General features: G+C 56.1%; 24 protein-coding genes and 4 pseudogenes. 21 read left to right on the forward strand and 7 right to left on the reverse strand.

Going from position 1 to position 21,556, the window contains the following annotated elements:
- Positions 1–66 precede the first annotated feature (66 nt).
- The 6 genes and pseudogenes from PRJ_RS29380 to PRJ_RS29410 all read left to right on the forward strand — a co-directional run bounded on the left by PRJ_RS29380 (position 67) and on the right by PRJ_RS29410 (position 4,101).
- Positions 67–905: pseudogene (locus tag PRJ_RS29380) on the forward strand (AadA family aminoglycoside 3''-O-nucleotidyltransferase).
- A 116-nt stretch (positions 906–1,021) separates the two neighbouring features.
- Positions 1,022–1,369, forward strand: a complete 348-nt coding sequence (locus PRJ_RS29385) for a quaternary ammonium compound efflux SMR transporter QacE delta 1 (protein ID WP_000679427.1) — start codon at positions 1,022–1,024, stop codon at positions 1,367–1,369.
- On the forward strand, positions 1,363–2,202 hold the full coding sequence (gene sul1, locus PRJ_RS29390; protein ID WP_104963091.1) for a sulfonamide-resistant dihydropteroate synthase Sul1: 840 nt from the start codon (positions 1,363–1,365) through the stop codon (positions 2,200–2,202). Before PRJ_RS29385 ends, sul1 begins: the two co-directional genes overlap by 7 nt.
- 127 nt (positions 2,203–2,329) lie before the next feature.
- Positions 2,330–2,830 (forward strand): GNAT family N-acetyltransferase, encoded by a 501-nt coding sequence (locus PRJ_RS29400; protein WP_000376623.1) that lies wholly within the window; start codon positions 2,330–2,332, stop codon positions 2,828–2,830.
- Between the two features lie 320 nt (positions 2,831–3,150).
- Positions 3,151–3,219 (forward strand): annotated as a pseudogene (locus PRJ_RS30540) (hypothetical protein); the annotation flags it as partial.
- A gap of 117 nt (positions 3,220–3,336) precedes the next feature.
- Positions 3,337–4,101, forward strand: coding sequence for an IS6-like element IS6100 family transposase (locus PRJ_RS29410; protein WP_001389365.1), 765 nt, complete (start codon positions 3,337–3,339; stop codon positions 4,099–4,101).
- 54 nt (positions 4,102–4,155) lie between these two features.
- On the opposite strand, the pseudogene PRJ_RS29415 reads toward PRJ_RS29410, so the two are convergent.
- Positions 4,156–4,323: pseudogene (locus PRJ_RS29415) on the reverse strand (universal stress protein); the annotation flags it as partial.
- Between the two features lie 14 nt (positions 4,324–4,337).
- Positions 4,338–5,825 carry a SulP family inorganic anion transporter gene (locus PRJ_RS29420; protein ID WP_003090759.1) on the reverse strand — a complete coding sequence of 496 codons (1,488 nt, stop codon included), beginning with the start codon at positions 5,823–5,825 and terminating at the stop codon, positions 4,338–4,340.
- A 351-nt stretch (positions 5,826–6,176) separates the two neighbouring features.
- On the opposite strand from PRJ_RS29420, the pseudogene PRJ_RS30545 reads away from it, so the two are divergent.
- A pseudogene (locus PRJ_RS30545) lies at positions 6,177–6,242 on the forward strand (hypothetical protein); the annotation flags it as partial.
- A gap of 139 nt (positions 6,243–6,381) precedes the next feature.
- On the opposite strand, the gene PRJ_RS29435 reads toward PRJ_RS30545, so the two are convergent.
- Complete coding sequence (locus PRJ_RS29435) at positions 6,382–7,146, reverse strand: IS6-like element IS6100 family transposase (RefSeq protein WP_001389365.1); 765 nt, start codon at positions 7,144–7,146, stop codon at positions 6,382–6,384.
- On the opposite strand from PRJ_RS29435, the gene PRJ_RS29440 reads away from it, so the two are divergent.
- Genes PRJ_RS29440 through PRJ_RS29450 form a run of 3 tightly spaced genes read left to right on the forward strand, consistent with a single transcriptional unit; the run spans position 7,123 to position 9,266 of the window.
- Positions 7,123–7,899, forward strand: coding sequence for a universal stress protein (locus tag PRJ_RS29440; RefSeq protein WP_256597975.1), 777 nt, complete (start codon positions 7,123–7,125; stop codon positions 7,897–7,899). The genes PRJ_RS29435 and PRJ_RS29440 overlap by 24 nt on opposite strands.
- Complete coding sequence (locus PRJ_RS29445) at positions 7,899–8,258, forward strand: TraR/DksA family transcriptional regulator (RefSeq protein WP_003090764.1); 360 nt, start codon at positions 7,899–7,901, stop codon at positions 8,256–8,258. The genes PRJ_RS29440 and PRJ_RS29445 overlap by 1 nt, the downstream gene beginning before the upstream one ends.
- A 45-nt stretch (positions 8,259–8,303) precedes the next feature.
- Positions 8,304–9,266, forward strand: a complete 963-nt coding sequence (locus tag PRJ_RS29450; RefSeq protein WP_010794530.1) for an SdiA-regulated domain-containing protein — start codon at positions 8,304–8,306, stop codon at positions 9,264–9,266.
- Between the two features lie 516 nt (positions 9,267–9,782).
- On the opposite strand, the gene PRJ_RS29460 is transcribed toward PRJ_RS29450, so the two are convergent.
- A complete protein-coding gene (locus PRJ_RS29460) occupies positions 9,783–10,358 on the reverse strand; it encodes a hypothetical protein (RefSeq protein ID WP_023383753.1) in 576 nt (191 codons plus the stop codon).
- A gap of 127 nt (positions 10,359–10,485) precedes the next feature.
- Here PRJ_RS29460 and PRJ_RS29465 point away from each other — a divergent pair, with 127 nt between their 5' ends.
- The 4 genes from PRJ_RS29465 (at position 10,486) to PRJ_RS29485 (ending at position 13,237) form a co-directional block, all read left to right on the forward strand.
- Complete coding sequence (locus PRJ_RS29465) at positions 10,486–10,947, forward strand: hypothetical protein (protein WP_023383754.1); 462 nt, start codon at positions 10,486–10,488, stop codon at positions 10,945–10,947.
- Positions 10,948–11,148: 201 nt separating this feature from the next.
- Positions 11,149–11,556, forward strand: a complete 408-nt coding sequence (locus PRJ_RS29470) for a hypothetical protein (protein WP_023383755.1) — start codon at positions 11,149–11,151, stop codon at positions 11,554–11,556.
- 571 nt (positions 11,557–12,127) lie between these two features.
- Positions 12,128–12,418: a hypothetical protein gene (locus PRJ_RS29480; protein ID WP_023383757.1), complete on the forward strand. Its 291-nt coding sequence runs from the start codon at positions 12,128–12,130 to the stop codon at positions 12,416–12,418.
- Between the two features lie 159 nt (positions 12,419–12,577).
- A complete protein-coding gene (locus PRJ_RS29485; RefSeq protein ID WP_023383758.1) occupies positions 12,578–13,237 on the forward strand; it encodes a hypothetical protein in 660 nt (219 codons plus the stop codon).
- A 95-nt stretch (positions 13,238–13,332) separates the two neighbouring features.
- On the opposite strand, the gene PRJ_RS29490 is transcribed toward PRJ_RS29485, so the two are convergent.
- Positions 13,333–14,190: a hypothetical protein gene (locus tag PRJ_RS29490; protein ID WP_004574800.1), complete on the reverse strand. Its 858-nt coding sequence runs from the start codon at positions 14,188–14,190 to the stop codon at positions 13,333–13,335.
- A gap of 253 nt (positions 14,191–14,443) precedes the next feature.
- Between PRJ_RS29490 and PRJ_RS29495 the strand changes: the two genes are divergently transcribed.
- On the forward strand, positions 14,444–15,502 hold the full coding sequence (locus PRJ_RS29495) for a tyrosine-type recombinase/integrase (RefSeq protein WP_104963092.1): 1,059 nt from the start codon (positions 14,444–14,446) through the stop codon (positions 15,500–15,502).
- Positions 15,503–15,554: 52 nt separating this feature from the next.
- On the opposite strand, the gene PRJ_RS29500 is transcribed toward PRJ_RS29495, so the two are convergent.
- Positions 15,555–16,046, reverse strand: coding sequence for a hypothetical protein (locus PRJ_RS29500; RefSeq protein ID WP_177429933.1), 492 nt, complete (start codon positions 16,044–16,046; stop codon positions 15,555–15,557).
- A 595-nt stretch (positions 16,047–16,641) separates the two neighbouring features.
- Between PRJ_RS29500 and PRJ_RS29505 the strand changes: the two genes are divergently transcribed.
- The 6 genes from PRJ_RS29505 to PRJ_RS29530 all read left to right on the forward strand — a co-directional run bounded on the left by PRJ_RS29505 (position 16,642) and on the right by PRJ_RS29530 (position 20,784).
- Complete coding sequence (locus tag PRJ_RS29505) at positions 16,642–17,442, forward strand: hypothetical protein (protein ID WP_177429934.1); 801 nt, start codon at positions 16,642–16,644, stop codon at positions 17,440–17,442.
- A 319-nt stretch (positions 17,443–17,761) separates the two neighbouring features.
- On the forward strand, positions 17,762–19,252 hold the full coding sequence (locus PRJ_RS29510; RefSeq protein ID WP_158682601.1) for a hypothetical protein: 1,491 nt from the start codon (positions 17,762–17,764) through the stop codon (positions 19,250–19,252).
- Between the two features lie 338 nt (positions 19,253–19,590).
- Complete coding sequence (locus PRJ_RS29515) at positions 19,591–19,854, forward strand: hypothetical protein (protein WP_104963096.1); 264 nt, start codon at positions 19,591–19,593, stop codon at positions 19,852–19,854.
- Positions 19,855–19,865: 11 nt separating this feature from the next.
- Positions 19,866–20,114 carry a hypothetical protein gene (locus tag PRJ_RS29520; RefSeq protein ID WP_061305567.1) on the forward strand — a complete coding sequence of 83 codons (249 nt, stop codon included), beginning with the start codon at positions 19,866–19,868 and terminating at the stop codon, positions 20,112–20,114.
- Between the two features lie 139 nt (positions 20,115–20,253).
- Positions 20,254–20,487 (forward strand): hypothetical protein, encoded by a 234-nt coding sequence (locus PRJ_RS29525; protein WP_104963097.1) that lies wholly within the window; start codon positions 20,254–20,256, stop codon positions 20,485–20,487.
- A gap of 33 nt (positions 20,488–20,520) precedes the next feature.
- Positions 20,521–20,784: a hypothetical protein gene (locus PRJ_RS29530; protein WP_104963098.1), complete on the forward strand. Its 264-nt coding sequence runs from the start codon at positions 20,521–20,523 to the stop codon at positions 20,782–20,784.
- 78 nt (positions 20,785–20,862) lie between these two features.
- Here the strand turns inward: PRJ_RS29530 and PRJ_RS29535 are convergent, their stop codons facing one another.
- Complete coding sequence (locus PRJ_RS29535) at positions 20,863–21,363, reverse strand: hypothetical protein (protein WP_177429935.1); 501 nt, start codon at positions 21,361–21,363, stop codon at positions 20,863–20,865.
- Between the last annotated feature and the right edge of the window lie 193 nt (positions 21,364–21,556).

Genomic DNA, 21,556 nt, shown 5'->3' on the forward strand with positions numbered 1-21,556 from the left:
TTGATGTTATGGAGCAGCAACGATGTTACGCAGCAGGGCAGTCGCCCTAAAACAAAGTTAGACATCATGAGGGTAGCGGTGACCATCGAAATTTCGAACCAACTATCAGAGGTGCTAAGCGTCATTGAGCGCCATCTGGAATCAACGTTGCTGGCCGTGCATTTGTACGGCTCCGCAGTGGATGGCGGCCTGAAGCCATACAGCGATATTGATTTGTTGGTTACTGTGGCCGTAAAGCTTGATGAAACGACGCGGCGAGCATTGCTCAATGACCTTATGGAGGCTTCGGCTTTCCCTGGCGAGAGCGAGACGCTCCGCGCTATAGAAGTCACCCTTGTCGTGCATGACGACATCATCCCGTGGCGTTATCCGGCTAAGCGCGAGCTGCAATTTGGAGAATGGCAGCGCAATGACATTCTTGCGGGTATCTTCGAGCCAGCCATGATCGACATTGATCTAGCTATCCTGCTTACAAAAGCAAGAGAACATAGCGTTGCCTTGGTAGGTCCGGCAGCGGAGGAATTCTTTGACCCGGTTCCTGAACAGGATCTATTCGAGGCGCTGAGGGAAACCTTGAAGCTATGGAACTCGCAGCCCGACTGGGCCGGCGATGAGCGAAATGTAGTGCTTACGTTGTCCCGCATTTGGTACAGCGCAATAACCGGCAAAATCGCGCCGAAGGATGTCGCTGCCGACTGGGCAATAAAACGCCTACCTGCCCAGTATCAGCCCGTCTTACTTGAAGCTAAGCAAGCTTATCTGGGACAAAAAGAAGATCACTTGGCCTCACGCGCAGATCACTTGGAAGAATTTATTCGCTTTGTGAAAGGCGAGATCATCAAGTCAGTTGGTAAATGATGTCTAACAATTCGTTCAAGCCGACCGCGCTACGCGCGGCGGCTTAACTCCGGCGTTAGATGCACTAAGCACATAATTGCTCACAGCCAAACTATCAGGTCAAGTCTGCTTTTATTATTTTTAAGCGTGCATAATAAGCCCTACACAAATTGGGAGATATATCATGAAAGGCTGGCTTTTTCTTGTTATCGCAATAGTTGGCGAAGTAATCGCAACATCCGCATTAAAATCTAGCGAGGGCTTTACTAAGCTTGCCCCTTCCGCCGTTGTCATAATCGGTTATGGCATCGCATTTTATTTTCTTTCTCTGGTTCTGAAATCCATCCCTGTCGGTGTTGCTTATGCAGTCTGGTCGGGACTCGGCGTCGTCATAATTACAGCCATTGCCTGGTTGCTTCATGGGCAAAAGCTTGATGCGTGGGGCTTTGTAGGTATGGGGCTCATAATTGCTGCCTTTTTGCTCGCCCGATCCCCATCGTGGAAGTCGCTGCGGAGGCCGACGCCATGGTGACGGTGTTCGGCATTCTGAATCTCGCCGAGGACTCCTTCTTCGATGAGAGCCGGCGGCTAGACCCCGCCGGCGCTGTCACCGCGGCGATCGAAATGCTGCGAGTCGGATCAGACGTCGTGGATGTCGGACCGGCCGCCAGCCATCCGGACGCGAGGCCTGTATCGCCGGCCGATGAGATCAGACGTATTGCGCCGCTCTTAGACGCCCTGTCCGATCAGATGCACCGTGTTTCAATCGACAGCTTCCAACCGGAAACCCAGCGCTATGCGCTCAAGCGCGGCGTGGGCTACCTGAACGATATCCAAGGATTTCCTGACCCTGCGCTCTATCCCGATATTGCTGAGGCGGACTGCAGGCTGGTGGTTATGCACTCAGCGCAGCGGGATGGCATCGCCACCCGCACCGGTCACCTTCGACCCGAAGACGCGCTCGACGAGATTGTGCGGTTCTTCGAGGCGCGGGTTTCCGCCTTGCGACGGAGCGGGGTCGCTGCCGACCGGCTCATCCTCGATCCGGGGATGGGATTTTTCTTGAGCCCCGCACCGGAAACATCGCTGCACGTGCTGTCGAACCTTCAAAAGCTGAAGTCGGCGTTGGGGCTTCCGCTATTGGTCTCGGTGTCGCGGAAATCCTTCTTGGGCGCCACCGTTGGCCTTCCTGTAAAGGATCTGGGTCCAGCGAGCCTTGCGGCGGAACTTCACGCGATCGGCAATGGCGCTGACTACGTCCGCACCCACGCGCCTGGAGATCTGCGAAGCGCAATCACCTTCTCGGAAACCCTCGCGAAATTTCGCAGTCGCGACGCCAGAGACCGAGGGTTAGATCATGCCTAGCATTCACCTTCCGGCCGCCCGCTAGCGGACCCTGGTCAGGTTCCGCGAAGGTGGGCGCAGACATGCTGGGCTCGTCAGGATCAAACTGCACTATGAGGCGGCGGTTCATACCGCGCCAGGGGAGCGAATGGACAGCGAGGAGCCTCCGAACGTTCGGGTCGCCTGCTCGGGTGATATCGACGAGGTTGTGCGGCTGATGCACGACGCTGCGGCGTGGATGTCCGCCAAGGGAACGCCCGCCTGGGACGTCGCGCGGATCGACCGGACATTCGCGGAGACCTTCGTCCTGAGATCCGAGCTCCTAGTCGCGAGTTGCAGCGACGGCATCGTCGGCTGTTGCACCTTGTCGGCCGAGGATCCCGAGTTCTGGCCCGACGCCCTCAAGGGGGAGGCCGCATATCTGCACAAGCTCGCGGTGCGACGGACACATGCGGGCCGGGGTGTCAGCTCCGCGCTGATCGAGGCTTGCCGCCATGCCGCGCGAACGCAGGGGTGCGCCAAGCTGCGGCTCGACTGCCACCCGAACCTGCGTGGCCTATACGAGCGGCTCGGATTCACCCACGTCGACACTTTCAATCCCGGCTGGGATCCAACCTTCATCGCAGAACGCCTAGAACTCGAAATCTAACGTCCGTTCGGGCATCGAGGTCCATGTCGGGGTGGGACGGGCCCGTGGCTTCAAGATCACTTGCAGTCCGACCGCGATGTCTTGGTTGCGCGAGAGGTTGTCGATATCCTCCACTTCCATCATCAACCCTGGATAATGCCGCCGCCGTCATCGCCGCCGACGCCCGTGCCGGGCTTTTCGGGCCTGTCAGGCTTGCTCGGCCTTCAGCCTGCCTGGGCGAGATCTCCGGCGGACGGATTAACGGCGGAGCTTCGCCGCCTTTCGTGCGTGTGAAGGCCGAAGATAGTTCTCTCAAAAACATCCGTTTATGAGAGATACCAAATGTCATTTTCAGAAGACGACTGCACCAGTTGATTGGGCGTAATGGCTGTTGTGCAGCCAGCTCCTGACAGTTCAATATCAGAAGTGATCTGCACCAATCTCGACTATGCTCAATACTCGTGTGGGCTCTGTTGCAAAAATCGTGAAGCTTGAGCATGCTTGGCGGAGATTGGACGGACGGAACGATGACGGATTTCAAGTGGCGCCATTTCCAGGGTGATGTGATCCTGTGGGCGGTGCGCTGGTATTGTCGCTATCCGATCAGCTATCGCGACCTTGAGGAAATGCTGGCGGAACGCGGCATTTCGGTCGACCATACGACGATCTATCGCTGGGTCCAGTGCTACGCCCCGGAGATGGAGAAGCGGCTGCGCTGGTTCTGGCGGCGTGGCTTTGATCCGAGCTGGCGCCTGGATGAAACCTACGTCAAGGTGCGGGGCAAGTGGACCTACCTGTACCGGGCAGTCGACAAGCGGGGCGACACGATCGATTTCTACCTGTCGCCGACCCGCAGCGCCAAGGCAGCGAAGCGGTTCCTGGGCAAGGCCCTGCGAGGCCTGAAGCACTGGGAAAAGCCTGCCACGCTCAATACCGACAAAGCGCCGAGCTATGGTGCAGCGATCACCGAATTGAAGCGCGAAGGAAAGCTGGACCGGGAGACGGCCCACCGGCAGGTGAAGTATCTCAATAACGTGATCGAGGCCGATCACGGAAAGCTCAAGATACTGATCAAGCCGGTGCGCGGTTTCAAATCGATCCCCACGGCCTATGCCACGATCAAGGGATTCGAAGTCATGCGAGCCCTGCGCAAAGGACAGGCTCGCCCCTGGTGCCTGCAGCCCGGCATCAGGGGCGAGGTGCGCCTTGTGGAGAGAGCTTTTGGCATTGGGCCCTCGGCGCTGACGGAGGCCATGGGCATGCTCAACCACCATTTCGCAGCAGCCGCCTGATCGGCGCAGAGCGACAGCCTACCTCTGACTGCCGCCAATCTTTGCAACAGAGCCGCCAAGGCCAATGTTGCCACTCAAATCTGCTGCAACCGGATACTGGCGCTGATCCAGCACATGCAGGAAGGTCAGCGGCGCTTCCAGGCTCAGACTGGCCCAGGCCGCGTAGTCGCAAACAGCTGGAGCCGAGGTGGAACCGTCGATACAGGCAATTACGTGGGTCATTGTTGTTCTCCTTCTCAGTGGCCCATGAGTTGATCAATGGCGTCAGGTTTATCGTGAACACCAAAGCGATCCACGATAGTGGCGCTGGCCTCGTTTAAGCCCAGCACTTCGACTTCAGTACCTTCACGGCGGAACTTAATGACTACCTTGTCCAGGGCTGCAACAGCGGTGATATCCCAGAAGTGTGCACGATTCAGGTCGATGGTTACCTTGTTCAGGGCTTCCTTGAAGTCGAAGGCTGCGACGAACTTGTCAGCCGAGCTGAAGAACACCTGACCGGTGACGTTATAGCTACGATGCTCGCCGGCTTCGTCCAGCGAAGAACTGATCGCCATGTAATGGCCAACCTTGTTGGCGAAGAACATCGCAGCCAGTAGCACGCCGGCTAACACGCCGAAGGCCAGGTTGTGGGTGGCCACCACGACCACCACGGTGACGACCATGACAATGTTGGTCGACAACGGATGCTTCTTCAGGTTGCGCAGCGAATCCCAACTGAAGGTGCCGATGGACACCATGATCATCACTGCCACCAGCGCAGCCATTGGGATCTGCTTCAGCCAGTCGCCGAGGAAAACCACCATCAGCAGCAGAAATACGCCTGCGGCAAGAGACGACAGGCGAGAACGACCGCCGGATTTCACGTTAATGATCGACTGACCAATCATCGCGCAGCCAGCCATACCGCCGATCAGACCCGAAGCAATGTTGGCCACGCCCTGGCCCTTGCACTCGCGGTTCTTGTCACTCGGGGTGTCGGTCAGGTCGTCGACAATGGTCGCGGTCATCATCGACTCCAACAGACCGACCACAGCCAGTGCTGCCGAATAAGGAAAGATGATGGCCAGCGTCTCGAATGTCAGCGGCACATCAGGCCAGAGGAAGATCGGTAGCGTATCCGGCAGTTCACCCATATCACCGACCGTGCGGATATCCAGACCAACCGACATGGCGACGGCGGTCAGCACGATGATGCACACCAGCGGCGATGGGATGAGCTTGCCGATCTTGGGGACATAGGGGAACAGATAGATGATGCCGAGGCCTGCGGCTGTCATGGCGTAGACGTGCCAGGTGACATTAGTCAGCTCGGGCAGCTGAGCCATGAAAATCAGGATCGCCAGTGCATTGACAAAACCGGTCACCACCGAGCGCGAGACGAAGCGCATCAGCGATCCGAGCTTCAGGTAGCCAGCAGCAATTTGTAGCACGCCACATAGCAGCGTGGCGGCCAGCAGATATTCAAGACCATGGTTCTTGACCAGAGTCACCATCAGCAGTGCCATGGCACCCGTTGCGGCCGAAATCATGCCTGGGCGGCCACCGACAAAGGCGATCACCACAGCGATACAGAAAGAGGCGTAAAGGCCGACCTTAGGGTCAACGCCAGCAATGATCGAGAAGGCGATGGCTTCAGGGATTAGGGCCAGTGCGACCACAAGACCGGCGAGGATGTCGCCACGGATGTTGGATAACCAGGTTTGTTTTAACGAGTGGAGCATCAGAATTCCCAAGGCAATGGATCGCGCAGCACAGCATGGCGCAGGCCAAGTGCAGCTGGTCGATACGAGGTCAAATGTCGGATGTAGAGGAGCTGTGGCGGGTGTTAAAACCTAAAGCACAGCAGAAAGCGACCGCTGGCAGAGCAAGCAGTCACAGATGATGCGGGGGGGCGAAGCGCTATGGCGGCGTAGGCAGCCAGATCATGTTTTGCAGGGTAAGCATGAGGTCTTATCGAGTGTCTTTAGTAACTCAATGGCCGCAACAGTCTACAGGAAGAGGGCAATTTCTGCGAGTCACCCCCGGACTAGGGCGTCCTGTTTGGATGTCAGCCTGAGCTATACCCTAACTGTGTCATTTTCAGAAGACGACTGCACCAGTTGATTGGGCGTAATGGCTGTTGTGCAGCCAGCTCCTGACAGTTCAATATCAGAAGTGATCTGCACCAATCTCGACTATGCTCAATACTCGTGTGCACCAAAGCGAGGTGAGCATGGCGACGGAGGCTCTGTTGCAAAGATTGGCGGCAGTCAGAGGTAGGCTGTCGCTCTGCGCCGATCAGGCGGCTGCTGCGAAATGGTGGTTGAGCATGCCCATGGCCTCCGTCAGCGCCGAGGGCCCAATGCCAAAAGCTCTCTCCACAAGGCGCACCTCGCCCCTGATGCCGGGCTGCAGGCACCAGGGGCGAGCCTGTCCTTTGCGCAGGGCTCGCATGACTTCGAATCCCTTGATCGTGGCATAGGCCGTGGGGATCGATTTGAAACCGCGCACCGGCTTGATCAGTATCTTGAGCTTTCCGTGATCGGCCTCGATCACGTTATTGAGATACTTCACCTGCCGGTGGGCCGTCTCCCGGTCCAGCTTTCCTTCGCGCTTCAATTCGGTGATCGCTGCACCATAGCTCGGCGCTTTGTCGGTATTGAGCGTGGCAGGCTTTTCCCAGTGCTTCAGGCCTCGCAGGGCCTTGCCCAGGAACCGCTTCGCTGCCTTGGCGCTGCGGGTCGGCGACAGGTAGAAATCGATCGTGTCGCCCCGCTTGTCGACTGCCCGGTACAGGTAGGTCCACTTGCCCCGCACCTTGACGTAGGTTTCATCCAGGCGCCAGCTCGGATCAAAGCCACGCCGCCAGAACCAGCGCAGCCGCTTCTCCATCTCCGGGGCGTAGCACTGGACCCAGCGATAGATCGTCGTATGGTCGACCGAAATGCCGCGTTCCGCCAGCATTTCCTCAAGGTCGCGATAGCTGATCGGATAGCGACAATACCAGCGCACCGCCCACAGGATCACATCACCCTGGAAATGGCGCCACTTGAAATCCGTCATCGTTCCGTCCGTCCAATCTCCGCCAAGCATGCTCAAGCTTCACGATTTTTGCAACAGAGCCGCCTTGGCAGCCGCGAGCACCTGCTTGATGAGCTTGCTTCCCTGGATGAACAGCGCGGCAAGTTGGCCCTTGAACAAGGGCGAATCATGCTTGCAGCCGCGAAAGAACGGGCCGTGAATGATGGTGTGCGCGCACCGGAGTCCAAGCAGCGACATGGCGATTTACTGGAGAGCTTGCAAGAGCTGCAAAGTGAAACGCGCTTGCTGGTTATCGGTCGCCAGGGCGAGTCTAGTGGCGGTCTGAGTCAGCATGTCGGAAGCCAGCTGGAAAGCGTTATTCGTATCATGCACCGGCCAATCCTGGTCACCCCGGCCAACTTCCAAAAGCCCAAGAGCGCGATGCTGGCATTCGATGGCGGCGCTACAACCCGCAAGGGTGTGGAGATGCTGGCAGCCAGCCCGCTGCTGAAGGGGCTGCCGATCCATCTGGTCATGGTTGGGCCCGTGAACGACGAAGCGTCCGCGCAGCTGGACTGGGCGCAGAAAGTGCTGATCAACGCCGGATTTACCGTTCGCGCTGAGACTCGGAGCGGTGAAATAGAACGTACCCTGCACGCCTATCAGAAAGAGCATGGCATCGATCTGCTAGTGATGGGGGCTTATGGACACTCACGTATCCGGCAGTTCCTGGTCGGCAGCACCACTACCAGCATGCTCCGTACCACCACCAGTCCGCTGTTACTGCTGCGCTAATGAGCCTGGACGACGCCCTCGATCTTGCCCATTTCAAGACCCTACTGGAACAGCGGGCTGCCGAGCTGGATCGATTGCTGGGAGACGCTGAGTCTCGCTCGCAATCGGTAGAGCTGGATCAAAGCAAGGTGGGGCGTCTATCGAGAATGGACGCACTCCAGCAACAAGCGATGAACGATGCGATCCGCAGTCGTGCACGGCATGAACGTGTCCGTCTCCAACTGGCCCTCAAGCGCTGGCACGAGGGCGACTATGGCTGGTGTAACCAATGCGGCGAGTTGATCGCCTCGGGCCGTCTGGAGTTCGATCCGGCCACGCCGTTGTGTATCACCTGTGCCAGCCGCGCCGAGTCGGGTTGAAACCATCACGGCTCGTGGCGTCAGTCTGATTTAACGAGGCTTCTAATGTATTTGATGGCTAAAAACTGGCTGGGCCGAACACGGAAAGTAAGTGTTTGGATGTGGGCGCTTGTATGCCTTGTGTTGCTCACCGTATTCCAAGTACGTACTCATCACCTTGATGATCGTCTGTACTTTTGGATCAAGACCCACTGGCACACAGACGATTGGCAGGAGCGCTCTGTGTGGCTGCCTGGCTATCGGGTTGAGCTGGATGCTAAGGCGGTTCCCGGTGTGGACAACAACCTTTCGGGCCTGACCTTCGATCCTGACCTAAATCTGCTGTGGGCGGTTACCAATGGCCCGAACGAGCTGCTGGCCCTCAGTCGTGACGGTGACGTGGAGCGACGTTACAGCCTGGATGGCTTCCACGACGTGGAAGCGGTGTCCTATGCCGGCAACGGTCAACTGGTCATTGCCGAAGAGCGGCGGCAGAGCCTGGTTATCGTGGATATCCCCATCGACGAATACGGTAAGCTTTCTCCTGATCGACCATTGAGCCTAGACCAGTATTCAGCGCTAACCTTGGCGCTTGGCAAGGAGGACAACAAAGGCCTTGAAGGGCTCGCCTACGACCTAAAAGGTGATCGTTTGTTTGTGACCAAGGAGCGTGACCCCCGGCAATTACTGGAAGTGAGCGGCCTTCGTGCCAGCCTGGAAGGAGGCGTTTCCCTGCACGTCCGCGACATGTCCAACCTAGTAAAAGACAAGGTGTTTGCCACTGACTTGTCTTCGGTTGTATTCGATCAACAGAGCGGCCATCTGATCCTGCTCAGCGACGAGTCGAAACTGCTGATTGAAATGACCGACGAGGGCAAGGTGGTGAGTTTCCGCTCCTTGGCGAGGGGGTTTGCTGGTTTGCTGAAAGGTATACCCCAAGCCGAAGGCGTAACCATCGACGATGAAGGGTATTTGTACGTGGTCAGCGAGCCGAACTTGTTCTATCGCTTTACCCGCGAGACAGATTGACCAGTCAACAAGCTACAGTCAGGCGTGGCCGGGACGCTTGAACTGTTAGCGTACGATTTTTTCCGAATTCTGCGGGCTCCCCTGGCACAACTGACGACCATTCCCCCGGTATGGCCCGATTCGGATCGCGTACATCACGCGTTGTGCGCTATCCCTTTAAGCTGGCGCCCAGACTACCTGGCGTATTCGAAACTGCAGGTCGCCCTCGGCCGTGGTGAATTGAGTCGAGAGGAGTTCAAGGCACATGTGCTCAACCACGAGCGGCTGAGGCACCTATGGTCGAATCCTGGTGATGATTACTTAAATTACCTGGTGCACCTCGATGACCTGGGCGGCGTCCAGGAGGTTGGGCCGTACAACAGCCAGCAATTGCTTGAACGCAAGGAGCGGAGCCGTATGGCAATGCTCGCTGCACGCTGAAGGCAACGCTACCGACCGGCCCTTGAGGCCGGTTTTTTTTCGGGCACAAAAAACCGCTGACCTAGGTGGCCAGCGGTGGGGTATTGCGTTGGTACCTCATGCAGCAAGATTGCGCGTCTGGAAAGTCACGTGGTCCATACAGGCAAACAAGCTTTGCGCTTTCTGCTGGAATAGGCACAGGGCGATTTGCTTGAAGTCAGTTTCTTCATCCCTGCTCGGTGTTGATTCGAAGGAGAAGGTGACGGTACCGCCGTATTGGCCTCGGTTGTACAGCACCTCGATGTCAACCAGCGCAACGAGGCGGCCGCCTCGTTTGATGTGCCGTCCCTCGAACTTGTATTGCTGGTGCCGTAACAGGTCACGCCCCATCTCCACGGAGATAGGTTTAATCGTCGCAGCACCATCCTTCAGCAGGGTGATTTCGAAAACCTGCAGTGCCTCCTTCATGTCGAGCGCGCATTCCACAAACTCAGTGAGCTTGGGATGCAGGCCGAGTGAAGCCAGGTGTGTGCCGTTTTCGCGGATGACCCAAACGTATCGACCGCCGACCGTCCCAGTTTTGGTGAGGTGGAGCAGGTCAAACTGGTAAAAGTCTTGTTTGAATCCACGCAGAAGGCAGTCATCAGCCTCAACGATGGCACGCATTTGCTCAAACGCTGGTTGGAATTGCATAGGGTCTCTCCTAGAAAGGCTTTTCATGATGCAAGGAGATGTCCCACAGGCATGTAGAAGGTGGATTGTAGGGCTGTGTGGAGCATCCCCTGAAGTCAGTTAAACAACCAACTACCTGGTGCCCCTCATGAACGATCCAAAAAGCTCCCTACAAGCGGTGGAAAGCCTTCTCAGTGCCGTCAACGCGCACGCCCGAGACCTCAACGACAAAGTATTACCTCCTGATGGGGATAGCTACAACGAGCTCTTGCACTTGGTCACTGATCAGTTGAATGCGATTTTGGGCGCTGCCCAGGGCATCACTGCTGATCCTGCACCTGACACAGCGAGCGCTGTAGCTAAAGCGACTCAGGTGTGTGGTTCTCCTGTTGCCATCGTGCTGGATGCCATCGTCGGCCGGCTCTCCCTAGGCAATCTCCGGTCAATTCTCCAGGCCTATGAGTGCTGCACCCAAGAGCAGCTCAACGGTAACGCAAACTCGCAGCAAATCGCTGGAAAAGCGCTCTCTGCAGCTATTTTGCGGGGTGTCGAGTCGATGGTCGCAAGTGATCGACAACACCTTGAGCTACTGCTGGCGCCGCAAGCGTGAGCAGGTAACCCCACAGCCCGGCATTTGCCGGGTTTTTTTTCGCCCGCAGGATGAGCGTGCTTCACTGCTGGCCCCAGATGAACATGGTGTACAAAGAAAACTAGACTTATGTTTACGCGTTAAGTATCGATATGCTCTAAGATGCATGACTCAATTGCTGCAAACACACAATGGCGCCGGAGCCTTAGGGAGGGACCCAGCATGTGCAATCGGAATCTGATTGAAGAATGGTCGTGGGATGGATCATCGATCGACGGCATCAAACGCTTTGCTGCCGAGCTCGGAATCGGCCTGCAGAAATTCGTCGAGTCATTCTTCTGCGACGGATGGCCCGAGACAGTTCCAGAGCCGTACCGCGGGGTTGTTAAAGGGCCGATCAGTCGAGATTTCACGCAAGGGGAAAATAGCCTGGCAGGCCACCAAAACTACACCCACATCCTTGCAATCGACCTTGCCGGCGCTGCACTCGTGATGGATATCACCGGCTGCCTGTACACCGATGGGGAAATACAAACCCTGGTCGAGCGCCCAGCGGCAGACGCGCTGGCCAAGGTGGACGAGTACCGTCTCGGAGGGTCTGCATATCGCCCGGAGGTGCGCGAAGCATGAACTACTTGGAACGTGCAGCAGACGACGCAGGCTATCCCAACCTCGACTTTGAAGATATGTATCAGAAGGGCCTCGCGTGCTTTCAGTGGGGCCTACCAAGGCCGTTGGTTCGCCAGGCATTCAAGTACGCATGTGCAGGGTGGACTGAGCGAGACCGCCCGATCTTGATGTGGCATGTCCGTGCATTCGTCTATGGGTTGTCCGGCCGCTGTGACGGGGGAATTCGAAAGCGCCTTGCGCCGGAGGACTACCAATGGCCAGTCCCCCCCCGATCCGTCCTGGGAGCTTGTGGTGTGCACCTATCCCGACGGCACTTGTGAGCTTGACCTGGTTCATCCAGTGAGCGGCCGATTCTGGTCCGAGGACAACGGTTTTTTCGAACTCCCCACCGAGAAACGCACGTTGATGAACCCTATGTGGTTCAAGTCCATGGGTTTTGACGTAATGCACATGCAGCCGGCGCTGCAGGTCCGTATAGGCGACCCTAAAAGACCCCATCTGAAGCTGGTGTGATGTAGGGACCAGAGGACCTAATCGCACCCCAGTTCCATTGACCTAGGAGATAACCGCTATGACCGATCAAGTGATGCACATTTTCGCGCCCGACCAGTCCAAGATCACCCCGTTCATTACCAAAGTGGAGATGCTATTGGGCGGGATACCTCAGGTGATGTTCCCTGACGGCACCCTACAGTTCGCTGATCAGGACCAGCGGCCAGTGATTCTATTTTCGCCGCGGTTACCCGAGCCTGAGCTGGAAGAGTTCTGCCGCCTCAACATCAAGATGTACGAGCAGCATTACCAGCAGCACAAGGAAGCCATCGACAATTTTGAGACCCGGCCTATCACGCAGTTTTGGTGATGCCCAGACCGTTGCCAGGCGGGTGGGCTAACCCAGCGGGCCAACTCGCCGTTGCAGCACTCGATCTTCCCAGGTCCATGATCCCCGATCGCGCCATTGCCCGGATTTACCGCTCTGTGTTGCACATCTCCGGTTATACAGCCAACAGGAGATTTCCCAATGCAACATTTTCAAAAAGCAGCAGTGGACCGCACCGATCGTCAAGCGATGATCAGCTTCCTGGCTGGCCATTATCGCTATGACACCATGAACTCTTGGAACCGCGCCACGAGCTACGCTCACTGCGTGAAGATCCATGCCCTTGGCCTGGATCGGGAGCAGACAGAGAAGGCCTTTGAGCTGCTCAATGTCGACTACTGGGATGACTTGTCTCTGGTGATCGAGGACTTCGTCGTGGAAATGAATGGCGAGTTCACCATCAGCAGTAATGGCCGATCGAGCGGGTATCTGGTGCTCATGAAAAGCCAATGGGAATCCACCGGCTATCAGTCCTACTGCAAAAGCTGCTCTCAGCGCAATTACCAAGCCTGTACCGAAGGTAACAATCGCTGCGGTCGCTGTGGCGCCGAGGGTGATGCAGGTCGTTTAAACTTCCAGCATCCACCCAAAACGCTTCGTGTCTCTGGCCAGGCGTTGGACCAGGATGAAGACTTCAACGAATGGTCTCTGGACCAGCTCGCGAACCGAGTAGAGGTCGTCGAGGCATTTGACAATGCTTGTGACAGTATCCGCTCAACCTTCATCGACATGCTGAGCCTGAACGTCGTCGAAGAAACAGTGCTCATTCCGCAGAAACGCTATGTGCTGAAGTCGGCATAGCACCTACGAACGCTCCATCCGCCGCTGGTCTTCGGACTGGCGGTTTTCTTTTGCCCAAAGAAAAGCCCCGACACATGGTCGGGGCGGGTAGAGCGTTATACCTCCTCGGCATCAGCCTCAGGGTCTGCGATCAGCCGCAGCAAATCAGCGACAGGCAGAGAGCAGAGCTGGCGCATGTCGTCGTTCATGTCTTCCAGTCGTTGACGCAGGCCCTGGAGCAACTCGTGGAGCTGCTTTTTCTCCAGAAGGTTGACCGCCATGACCAAGACTCGCCATACCAGCTCGGATTCTTCATCGAGAGTGTCGGTGCGTTTGCGAAGATCCGCGAAGAAATCGAGGATCTCACTGCTGTCCAGGTGGTCGTAGACGCAATCCGGACTCCAGGTGACCTCGGTACCGTAATCAGCCGCGAGCGCAGCCGTGACCTGGTCACGCAGTTGCGGCATCGAGGCCCAGTCCCATACGCCGAGTTGCGCGGCTTTGGTGAGTGTTTCCTGGACGGTGTTCAGCGTTGCAAGCATCTGCGGGAAGAGCAACCGTCGGACTGACTTCGAACCTTCCCAAACAGCTACCTGCAGGGCATTTTGCATGTTGGTTGGAGAGGACCCACGGCGATTAGCTTCCAGCAACAGCTCACGGAGCAAGGCATCGAGCTCGTTCGGCGTGCTGCAGTCGGGTTTGATTGTTGTCGTCTGCAGTAATTGCAGCGTGACCTCGCGGCCGTGAGCATCCAGGCAGTGGAACGTGTCGTCGACCCAGCGGCCAGCCGACAGTGCCTCAGCAGTGATCAGCGTCTCGCAGTTGCTCGACCACAACAGGCGAAGCAGGATGACTGTCGAACCTGATTGCTCGACCTCCGCAGTGCAGCGCGTGGTAAGCCCGGGCAGCGTCAGCTGCACGTGGGAGGCGCTGTGCAGCAGGTTGATGAAGCTGATGAGCGATACGTTGTTCATGGCGAACTCCTGAAAGTAGTTGAACTTGCCCTCAGGGATGCCACACACGCACGAATACCCCCCTCCCTTGTTCTGTGCTCTTGAAGCCGCCGGTCCCTCTCGGCCCGCAAAGCCGGCGCCAGGCACGCCCCCATTCTGTCAGTGAAAAAACCAGGCGAGTACAAATGTTCTCCACTACACTTCACCGACATGCAATTAACAGTCAGAGCAGGCCGACCTAGCTCCCGTCCATCCTGTACCTCCGGAGTCGCCCATGAGCGCTACTGAAGACCTCTTCAAACCTGACAGTCCTTCTTGGAATGAACGGCCTAAGGAGACATTCGACCACTGGATCAGCCAGCAAGCGGGCAGAGGAACCTCAGCCCGCATTCGAATATCGTCCGCGGAGGTCTATCGCTCGCAGTGGGGCCGGTTTGTCGACTGGATTGAGCAAAAGAGCATTAAATTAGACGAAGTGGATGCAAGCGATATATCAGACTTCCTCGATAGCCTAACCCCTGAGATCGAGAAGAACGAAAAGCGAGTGAACAATAGGCCGCAGCGCGACCGGTACCGCAAGCTCATACAACGGGTGTTGGCCGACCTCTTCAAGGAAAAGGAAGAGCCAGGTTTCCTCAACCCGGCGGCGCAGGCGTTGAGGGCTGAAGGGGTCAAATGGAAGGATGTCGACGGCAACCTGCCTACCAGCTTTCTGCGGCCCCAGGAAGCCGAGCTGCTGGCCAATCACCTGGTGGCGCCGCTGACGGCGCAGAGCGAGCGGGGGCGCTGGCGCGAGGCGCGGGATCGGGCGATGGTGGGTCTGTGCGTGGGGGCTGGACTCAAGGTACAGGACATCGTAGGCCTGACTGTTAATTGCATCACCCCGCAATCCGCCCCGTGGATCACCCTTTCCTATGCGGATTCGAAGTTCGAGCACCGCACCAAGCCCTTCGACTATGCCGCCCGGGCCCTGGCCACCTGGTTGCACATCCGCCTGCAGGCCGGCACCGAAGGTGACCTGGTGTTCCCCAGCGACATCACGCCGGTGATCAAGAACGGTCGGACAATCACCTCGATCAATCCGTCCACGGTGAACCGCATCACCGAGGCCGTGATCGTCGAGTCTGGGGTGAAGGCCATTCGCGATCCCGAGCATCGAGCGAGCCCGCAGACCCTGCGCAATACCTTTGCGGCTGAGCTGTTTGAAAGAGGGGAAACGCCGGCCTTGGTGGCGGAGTGGATGGGCTTTGCGCAGCCCGTGTCGGCCGAGCGATTGTATGAGTCCTGGAAGCTGTGGCGGCAGACCACCAAAGGCACAGAACAATGTGAGTGAGCTGTGGCTGGGCAGAGGGGTGATCGCCTCCGCCTAGGGTGACAGCAGACGCTTACGCGGACTGAGGGGCCTTTGCTTCCACTTCGCACATGCTGATGCAGACATGGCCAACCGCTGATGCATTTAAGGCGATGCGGACTTCGCGGCAAACATCCTCATAGTAGGCGTCCCGCACTTCACGGAAGGCGGAGATCAATGTGAAGAGGCCAATCATGGGAGCTAGCAGGTATCGCGCCACCTCAATGATTTTGGTCAGCCCCGCAGTGATCTCTGCAGGGCTAGCAGACTGCAACGCAAAAAGGGCTCTGGTGACTGCTTCGGGCTCCAACAATGCCGCAAGCAGCACTAAACCAAAAACGGCCGTTGGCAAGGCTGCAAGGGCTCCGCGCAGGGTTCGAGTCAAGGCGCCCATCACTACGATCAGGGCTTTGAGGTACGTCCGAGGATCCCGCCGCACGCGGCTTCGCATCTCCTGGTACTTCTTCATCGAGAGAGAACCCACCCCTACACCGTTGACCTCCACCCTGAGTTGCTTCTCGCTCATGCTCATATCCTGTGCTCCTAAAGGGGAATATTGGTCGGCCGCATGGCCAACCTGCGTAGGATAGCATTTAGATACAGTCGATGTATGCGTTCGTGTTATAGCACCTAGGCCCAGGCCCAGCGGGCGAGACGCGCCTGATTCACGAACGCCAGAAACCACAAGGCCCACTACGAAGTAGCGGGCCTTGTGGTCGCAAGTTCAACCTTTCGGTTGATTTTCCCAGCCTTTCAGGAGATTGGGTCGGTTGAGGCTTGATCGCCTACATGGGGCCTATTAAACACTGGTTTCGCAGGCAATGCAACATGGAACTATAAAAAATCTACGAAGAGCATTCAGAGCGCAGATAGCCAGTAAATAGGCCGTTTCCGTTGGGTATCGGGGCCAGAAGGTTTGCCTGGCGCCCCTCCATCCGACCCGCGAGATACTGGCAGTATCGCAATAGACAAACTGAAATCGTGCATTCAGAATCAATAGTCGTATAGATACGAGTTATCGACCGCACGAGCGCGACTTCTGCCTCAACCCATTAGGGACAACGATGGCCACCATACTCTCTCACGACCAGCAGCAACGCCGGGAACACACGGAGCTCATCATGCAGCCTATCAGCCGAGCCAAGCCTCCAATCATCAGCAAAGAGTCGACGCTCTGCGAAGTGTTCATCAAAGAGTTCAACAAGATCAAAGGATGGACGTGTTATCCAGAGGCTGCAGGGTTCGATGTGCTCGTGGTCAACGACGACGGCCGCCAGATCGGTGTCCAGGCAAAGCTCTCGCTGAATGCCAAGGTCGCAGAACAGATCCTTCCCAATCAAGGCGACGACTTTTGGGAGAGTCCGGGCCCAGATCACCGCCTGGTCATCGTCAGCAAAATCACCGATGCAAGTGCTGGCATTGCCAAAATGCTCCGCCGGCTTGGAGTCAAAGTACTCTGCCCCTATGAATCATGGACAGCACAAGGTTACGTTCACACGTTCGGTCTTGATCATCGGCTCTTTTACGCAGAGAACAGCGCTAGCTCTGATGAGCGCATGTTCGACTGGTCGCCCTCACTGCGCTGCCGCGTACCAGCCGTCGTGACCTCATTGCCAGCTGGTGTGCCAGCACCGGTACGGCTCACACCCTGGAAAGAATCGGCATTGAAAGTGATAGTCCTTATGCGAAAGCAGGGCTTCATCACGGCAAAGCAAATCGCATCGTTCGGAATAGGCGTCACCGCATGGACCCAGCCAGCCGGCAGCAAGAGACCCTGGCTCGCAAAAAGCCAAATCCGCGGTCAGTGGGTGGAAACTGAACACATGCCCGGCTTCGACAAGCAGCACCCTGATATGTACGCCAAAGCGCTTGCCGAGTACGAAGCCGAGGCAGCGAGCTCACAGTTGGCAACCGAATTATAAAACGCCTGAAAATTGACCAGTCACTTACGGCGGCCTCGGCCTCCTCTATCGCGATAGCCTTGCCTGCGGACGATACCGAGGACAATGAGGGGTAGGGGATAACAGCTGCGCCCTCTCCATGACTCGAACGAGTCGAGGTACTCTGTAGGCTGCTGTTGTCCCTTTGAATAGATGGAATTCGAGTTTCACTCCCATGGACCAGGTTTAGTCGAATCAGCTTCTGCGGTCGTCTCGACAAGGTGGTAATAGTGACAGTGCCCAGCGCCGAGGGATGGTGTAAAGTACCACGCAATATCGTGCTTAGCATCAGGGAAGAATGATGTATCAACATTACAAGCCACTTCGTAATTTTGTTGCCAAGCTAGATCGTACTGAAGCACTTCTTCAAATATGTCGCTTTTATCAGAATATACAATACGGGGAATCTATTCCTCTTCAATTTTCACGAATTCACCCAAATGGCAAGTGCTCTATCAAGGGTGTAGTATTTCCTTGGGAACTTGATATCCTTGCACGTGAGGTGATCTTGAACTCTGGTGCGGGTGCTACAAAAAATCTATTTGAACTGAGAGACTTTGTTTCCGCCATCGAGAAAATCAGGAAACTACAAGATCAACAGGTTCACGGCCGCCTTGAAAAGATGATCTTCCAAGAAATGCATCGGATCATTCAGCAACAGTTTCCCTGGCAGGCCCATACTGTCGAATTGCGGCTTGCTCGATACTTTAGGATATACAGGGCGCCTGAGGTTGAAGCCCTTTTGGAGAAGGAGACTGGCCTAACTATTAAGAAATTCTATCTCCTGGGAATGGCGACTGCCGGTGCGTTCATCTCAAAAAATTCATATGATCTGAACACCGATTTTACACAACTCGGAATTACTAACCAGCAACGGGATTCATTTTTTAATTTGATTGTAATGGATTTTCAGCCACTCCGAGAGCGCACCAAGTCAGTTCAAGAATATAATGAGAACTGGTCGTACACTATTAACCCCCTTCAAAGCACACCTTTAGTTCGTATTTTTCCAGAGGCCCCTAACATTGTTATTTGCCCGGTCCCTCATTTCATTTTGTCGAGAGTATCGGAAGGCTTATTTTTTGACTTAGGACGGATTGAAGGGTTTGAGAACCCATACGGTGCGGCGGTTGAGCGATATGTTGGTGAAATAAGTGCAGAACTTATAACGACGGACAGTCTATCTATTCGAGCGGGAGAAGAGTATTTCATTAGAAAAAACAAGAAGGATGGAGTGGACTGGTATGTGTACGATGAATCAGCGGCTATGCTGATTGAGTGTAAATCGAAGCGCCTTGGACTTCCGGCTCGTTACCAGCTAGAAGATGGCGCTCTAGAGAAAGAGGTAAACCATCTTGCAAAATTTGTCGTTCAAAACTATAAGAATTTGGCAGATGTAGTGAGTGAGTATACGCCATGGAAGCCAGAAGGTCGGAGACTCTATCCAGTCATATTAACTCTCTCGAACTGGTATCTCTTCGGTCCATCCATCTTCCAGAAACTTGAAGACGCTATTCTTAATCTACTTGATAAGGCTGGCCTTGAAAGGGGTATGGTAGAACAGTACCCATATACAATCATGTCGATTGAAGAGTATGAGACCGCAATCCAGGTCATAAGCCAGGTTGGCTTGGCGGAGTTTTTTGAAGAACGTGCAAAAAGCGAGCATAACGGGTGGATGGTTTCGCCATTCATGGATACCAAATACCCGGATGTTGTCGCTAAAGCTCGCTTTGATTATTTGCGGTCTGAACTAGACTTCATGGTGGATGATATTGAACCTGCGGTTTGATTTATTGGGCTCTGCCTCGGCAGTGTGCGCGGGCGGTTATGGCTGTCCACTGTTGAGGTAACCATGCGGAGTTTTTGTCTACCCGTTGTTTTGGTAGATTTCTTAGTGCTGCATTTGCATTTGCCTTGGATCTCGTACCTGCGCTGCTTTAAACTAATTTGAGAAACCAGCACTCCTTTTGAGCTGAGGCCTGTCCTGTCGGCCGTTCGCCGGGCTTGCCGAGTTCGCACGCTCACATCAGCACCACCCACTCAAACCGAGCCCAGCTTTATAGCTCGATGCTCACCATCTCCGGGTACCAGGTCAACGCAAGACCTGCTTCATCCCAGGAGATCAGTATGTCCAAGCAAACCCTGCCAACTCAATCAGCAGTTCTCGTAGGTGACCGTGAGCAAGGTACAGTGCTCGCCGCACTTCGCCACTACCAGGAGTTCCTCCGAAGCGGTGCGCCAGCAGTTCCCGGCTTGCTTGATATCGCAAGCTACGCCGGCCAGCTCACCCCCCTGTCGACACAAGAAATCGAACTGCTGTGCGAGAAAGTAAATTTCGGGTCGACCGTCAAGGAGCTCGAATCGTTCGTCGCCAACGCAAAAGCTAAGTGAAGGGGGGCTGTATGCATCCGATCATTGAGGCCTCGCGGCTGATGCAGGGCGCGCAGATCACGCGGAAGGCAGCGGTACATGCCAATGGGGGGACCATCTTCCTCTGGGAGCTCTCAACCGGTGGCACCATTGAGACCATACGTTCAACGCATGGCTTCAGTTCAACCGTGCTTAAGGCCATCCCTTTCATCGATCGCGTCAACTACTACAGCGCCATGCGTGGCACCAAGGTAACTGGTAGCTACCAGCTACAAGCTTAGAAACGCTCCATCAAACCCGGCCATGCGCCGGGTTTTCTCATGTGAGTTTATAGAAACATGAGGCGCATCTCCAAAGGCAAGTTCAACGCCCTACGGCAAGACAAGTGCCTTGGCACACCTCACATGAATGGAGCCGGCGATGGCCACTCTAACCGCAGTTCAAGCAATGAAAAAAATCGAAGATCACCTGATGAAAGGGGCGGGCATCTACGCCTACCACCCCTCCCACCCGAATTTGGGTGGCCGCTACTTCAAAGCACGTGTTTCTGGCGAAACGCTGGAAGTCTGGGACGGTTTTAGCTGGTTCGAGGTGCCTCGTGAGACGTTGTTCAACAACGGCCATGGATCCGCGGGTGACCTGTTCACTTATTGATTTGCCCGCAAAAACGCCTTTCAGGAGAAACACATGAGCACCCGCACCCCTATCGCAAAAATGGGCAAGACGATCAATGCTGCCGAAATCGAATTCCGCGTCGGCCGCAGTGTTTACAAGGTAGAAGTACCAGCACGTACCCGCTGTTGCTTCCTCTCCGGCGGAACCAATGGAGGACGCTGGGTTGTAGACGATCTGTCTTTCCTCAATCCGAACTCGGCCGTGTACCACGATGCCGACCACTACGGAATTCCCATTCAAGATACCAACGTAACAGAGGATGCACGCCGGACTTGAGTCGGCTGGATTCTTGCGAGCTCTCCAGCTCTGCATAACTGCTTCACCAGCCCCCGGACCATTGGTTCGGGGGTTTTCTTATGCCACTGACTGCACACAGGATCCGGGCGCCGTAGGTACTGCTTCTCCCTCCGCCGGCATCTCGACGCCTTCGCGCTCGATCGCGGTAGATACCTCAGGAGTTAGCGGCAGCTGGCAATCACCGCACACAAGGTTGTACTGGTCGCCGCCGAGCACAGATTTGTTGCAGCCTGCACACGTGTATTTCGTTCTGGCCCAGGCTTTCTTGTTCGCGCTTCGGGTGCCAGCACCAGCAGGCCCGGCCGCTGCCGCCAGATTGATATCCAGCCCCTGATCGTGAAGCTCACGGATGAGGAGGCTTAGGCCTCCGCCTTCAAGAAGGTAGTGAGACACCTTCTGCCCGGTCACTCGGCCACCTGGCAGGCCGGTACTGGACGGCTGCAGACCAATCTCGACCATTTTCTCGGCCCAGACCTGGTCATGATAGGCCCGCCGCGGGGGCTGTCTGGAGTGCTGGCGGTATTGATGACAGGCCTGATGCGCCAGCGACTCGATCATTTTGCTGCTCGACAGGTGCGCCCCAATGGCAATTTGGTCCAGTGCCGGGCAGAGCTCCCCGCTCGGGAGAGCGCCAGGCCGGTAATGGCCTTCGGATCCCTGGCGTGTCGAAAATCTGATTTCGCAGCCAGGCAATGCCCCGGAAAAGAAGCGCTCGTTGATGGCGTGATAGGGGAGCCCGCAGAATTCGGAA

The sequence above is a fragment of the Pseudomonas sp. XWY-1 genome, assembly GCF_002953115.1.
GTDB classification, from domain to species: domain Bacteria; phylum Pseudomonadota; class Gammaproteobacteria; order Pseudomonadales; family Pseudomonadaceae; genus Aquipseudomonas; species Aquipseudomonas alloputida.

What these genes read in the sequence shown, in the direction of transcription:
- PRJ_RS29385 (WP_000679427.1), top strand. Translation starts at nt 1,022, where the DNA reads ATGAAAGGCTGGCTTTTTCTTGTTATCGCAATAGTTGGCGAAGTAATC.
- sul1 (WP_104963091.1), top strand. Translation starts at nt 1,363, where the DNA reads ATGGTGACGGTGTTCGGCATTCTGAATCTCGCCGAGGACTCCTTCTTC.
- PRJ_RS29400 (WP_000376623.1), top strand. Translation starts at nt 2,330, where the DNA reads ATGGACAGCGAGGAGCCTCCGAACGTTCGGGTCGCCTGCTCGGGTGAT.
- PRJ_RS29410 (WP_001389365.1), top strand. Translation starts at nt 3,337, where the DNA reads ATGACGGATTTCAAGTGGCGCCATTTCCAGGGTGATGTGATCCTGTGG.
- PRJ_RS29420 (WP_003090759.1), bottom strand. Translation starts at nt 5,825, where the DNA reads ATGCTCCACTCGTTAAAACAAACCTGGTTATCCAACATCCGTGGCGAC.
- PRJ_RS29440 (WP_256597975.1), top strand. Translation starts at nt 7,123, where the DNA reads ATGGCGCCACTTGAAATCCGTCATCGTTCCGTCCGTCCAATCTCCGCC.
- PRJ_RS29435 (WP_001389365.1), bottom strand. Translation starts at nt 7,146, where the DNA reads ATGACGGATTTCAAGTGGCGCCATTTCCAGGGTGATGTGATCCTGTGG.
- PRJ_RS29445 (WP_003090764.1), top strand. Translation starts at nt 7,899, where the DNA reads ATGAGCCTGGACGACGCCCTCGATCTTGCCCATTTCAAGACCCTACTG.
- PRJ_RS29450 (WP_010794530.1), top strand. Translation starts at nt 8,304, where the DNA reads ATGTATTTGATGGCTAAAAACTGGCTGGGCCGAACACGGAAAGTAAGT.
- PRJ_RS29460 (WP_023383753.1), bottom strand. Translation starts at nt 10,358, where the DNA reads ATGCAATTCCAACCAGCGTTTGAGCAAATGCGTGCCATCGTTGAGGCT.
- PRJ_RS29465 (WP_023383754.1), top strand. Translation starts at nt 10,486, where the DNA reads ATGAACGATCCAAAAAGCTCCCTACAAGCGGTGGAAAGCCTTCTCAGT.
- PRJ_RS29470 (WP_023383755.1), top strand. Translation starts at nt 11,149, where the DNA reads ATGTGCAATCGGAATCTGATTGAAGAATGGTCGTGGGATGGATCATCG.
- PRJ_RS29480 (WP_023383757.1), top strand. Translation starts at nt 12,128, where the DNA reads ATGACCGATCAAGTGATGCACATTTTCGCGCCCGACCAGTCCAAGATC.
- PRJ_RS29485 (WP_023383758.1), top strand. Translation starts at nt 12,578, where the DNA reads ATGCAACATTTTCAAAAAGCAGCAGTGGACCGCACCGATCGTCAAGCG.
- PRJ_RS29490 (WP_004574800.1), bottom strand. Translation starts at nt 14,190, where the DNA reads ATGAACAACGTATCGCTCATCAGCTTCATCAACCTGCTGCACAGCGCC.
- PRJ_RS29495 (WP_104963092.1), top strand. Translation starts at nt 14,444, where the DNA reads ATGAGCGCTACTGAAGACCTCTTCAAACCTGACAGTCCTTCTTGGAAT.
- PRJ_RS29500 (WP_177429933.1), bottom strand. Translation starts at nt 16,046, where the DNA reads ATGAGCGAGAAGCAACTCAGGGTGGAGGTCAACGGTGTAGGGGTGGGT.
- PRJ_RS29505 (WP_177429934.1), top strand. Translation starts at nt 16,642, where the DNA reads ATGCAGCCTATCAGCCGAGCCAAGCCTCCAATCATCAGCAAAGAGTCG.
- PRJ_RS29510 (WP_158682601.1), top strand. Translation starts at nt 17,762, where the DNA reads ATGTATCAACATTACAAGCCACTTCGTAATTTTGTTGCCAAGCTAGAT.
- PRJ_RS29515 (WP_104963096.1), top strand. Translation starts at nt 19,591, where the DNA reads ATGTCCAAGCAAACCCTGCCAACTCAATCAGCAGTTCTCGTAGGTGAC.
- PRJ_RS29520 (WP_061305567.1), top strand. Translation starts at nt 19,866, where the DNA reads ATGCATCCGATCATTGAGGCCTCGCGGCTGATGCAGGGCGCGCAGATC.
- PRJ_RS29525 (WP_104963097.1), top strand. Translation starts at nt 20,254, where the DNA reads ATGGCCACTCTAACCGCAGTTCAAGCAATGAAAAAAATCGAAGATCAC.
- PRJ_RS29530 (WP_104963098.1), top strand. Translation starts at nt 20,521, where the DNA reads ATGAGCACCCGCACCCCTATCGCAAAAATGGGCAAGACGATCAATGCT.
- PRJ_RS29535 (WP_177429935.1), bottom strand. Translation starts at nt 21,363, where the DNA reads ATGATCGAGTCGCTGGCGCATCAGGCCTGTCATCAATACCGCCAGCAC.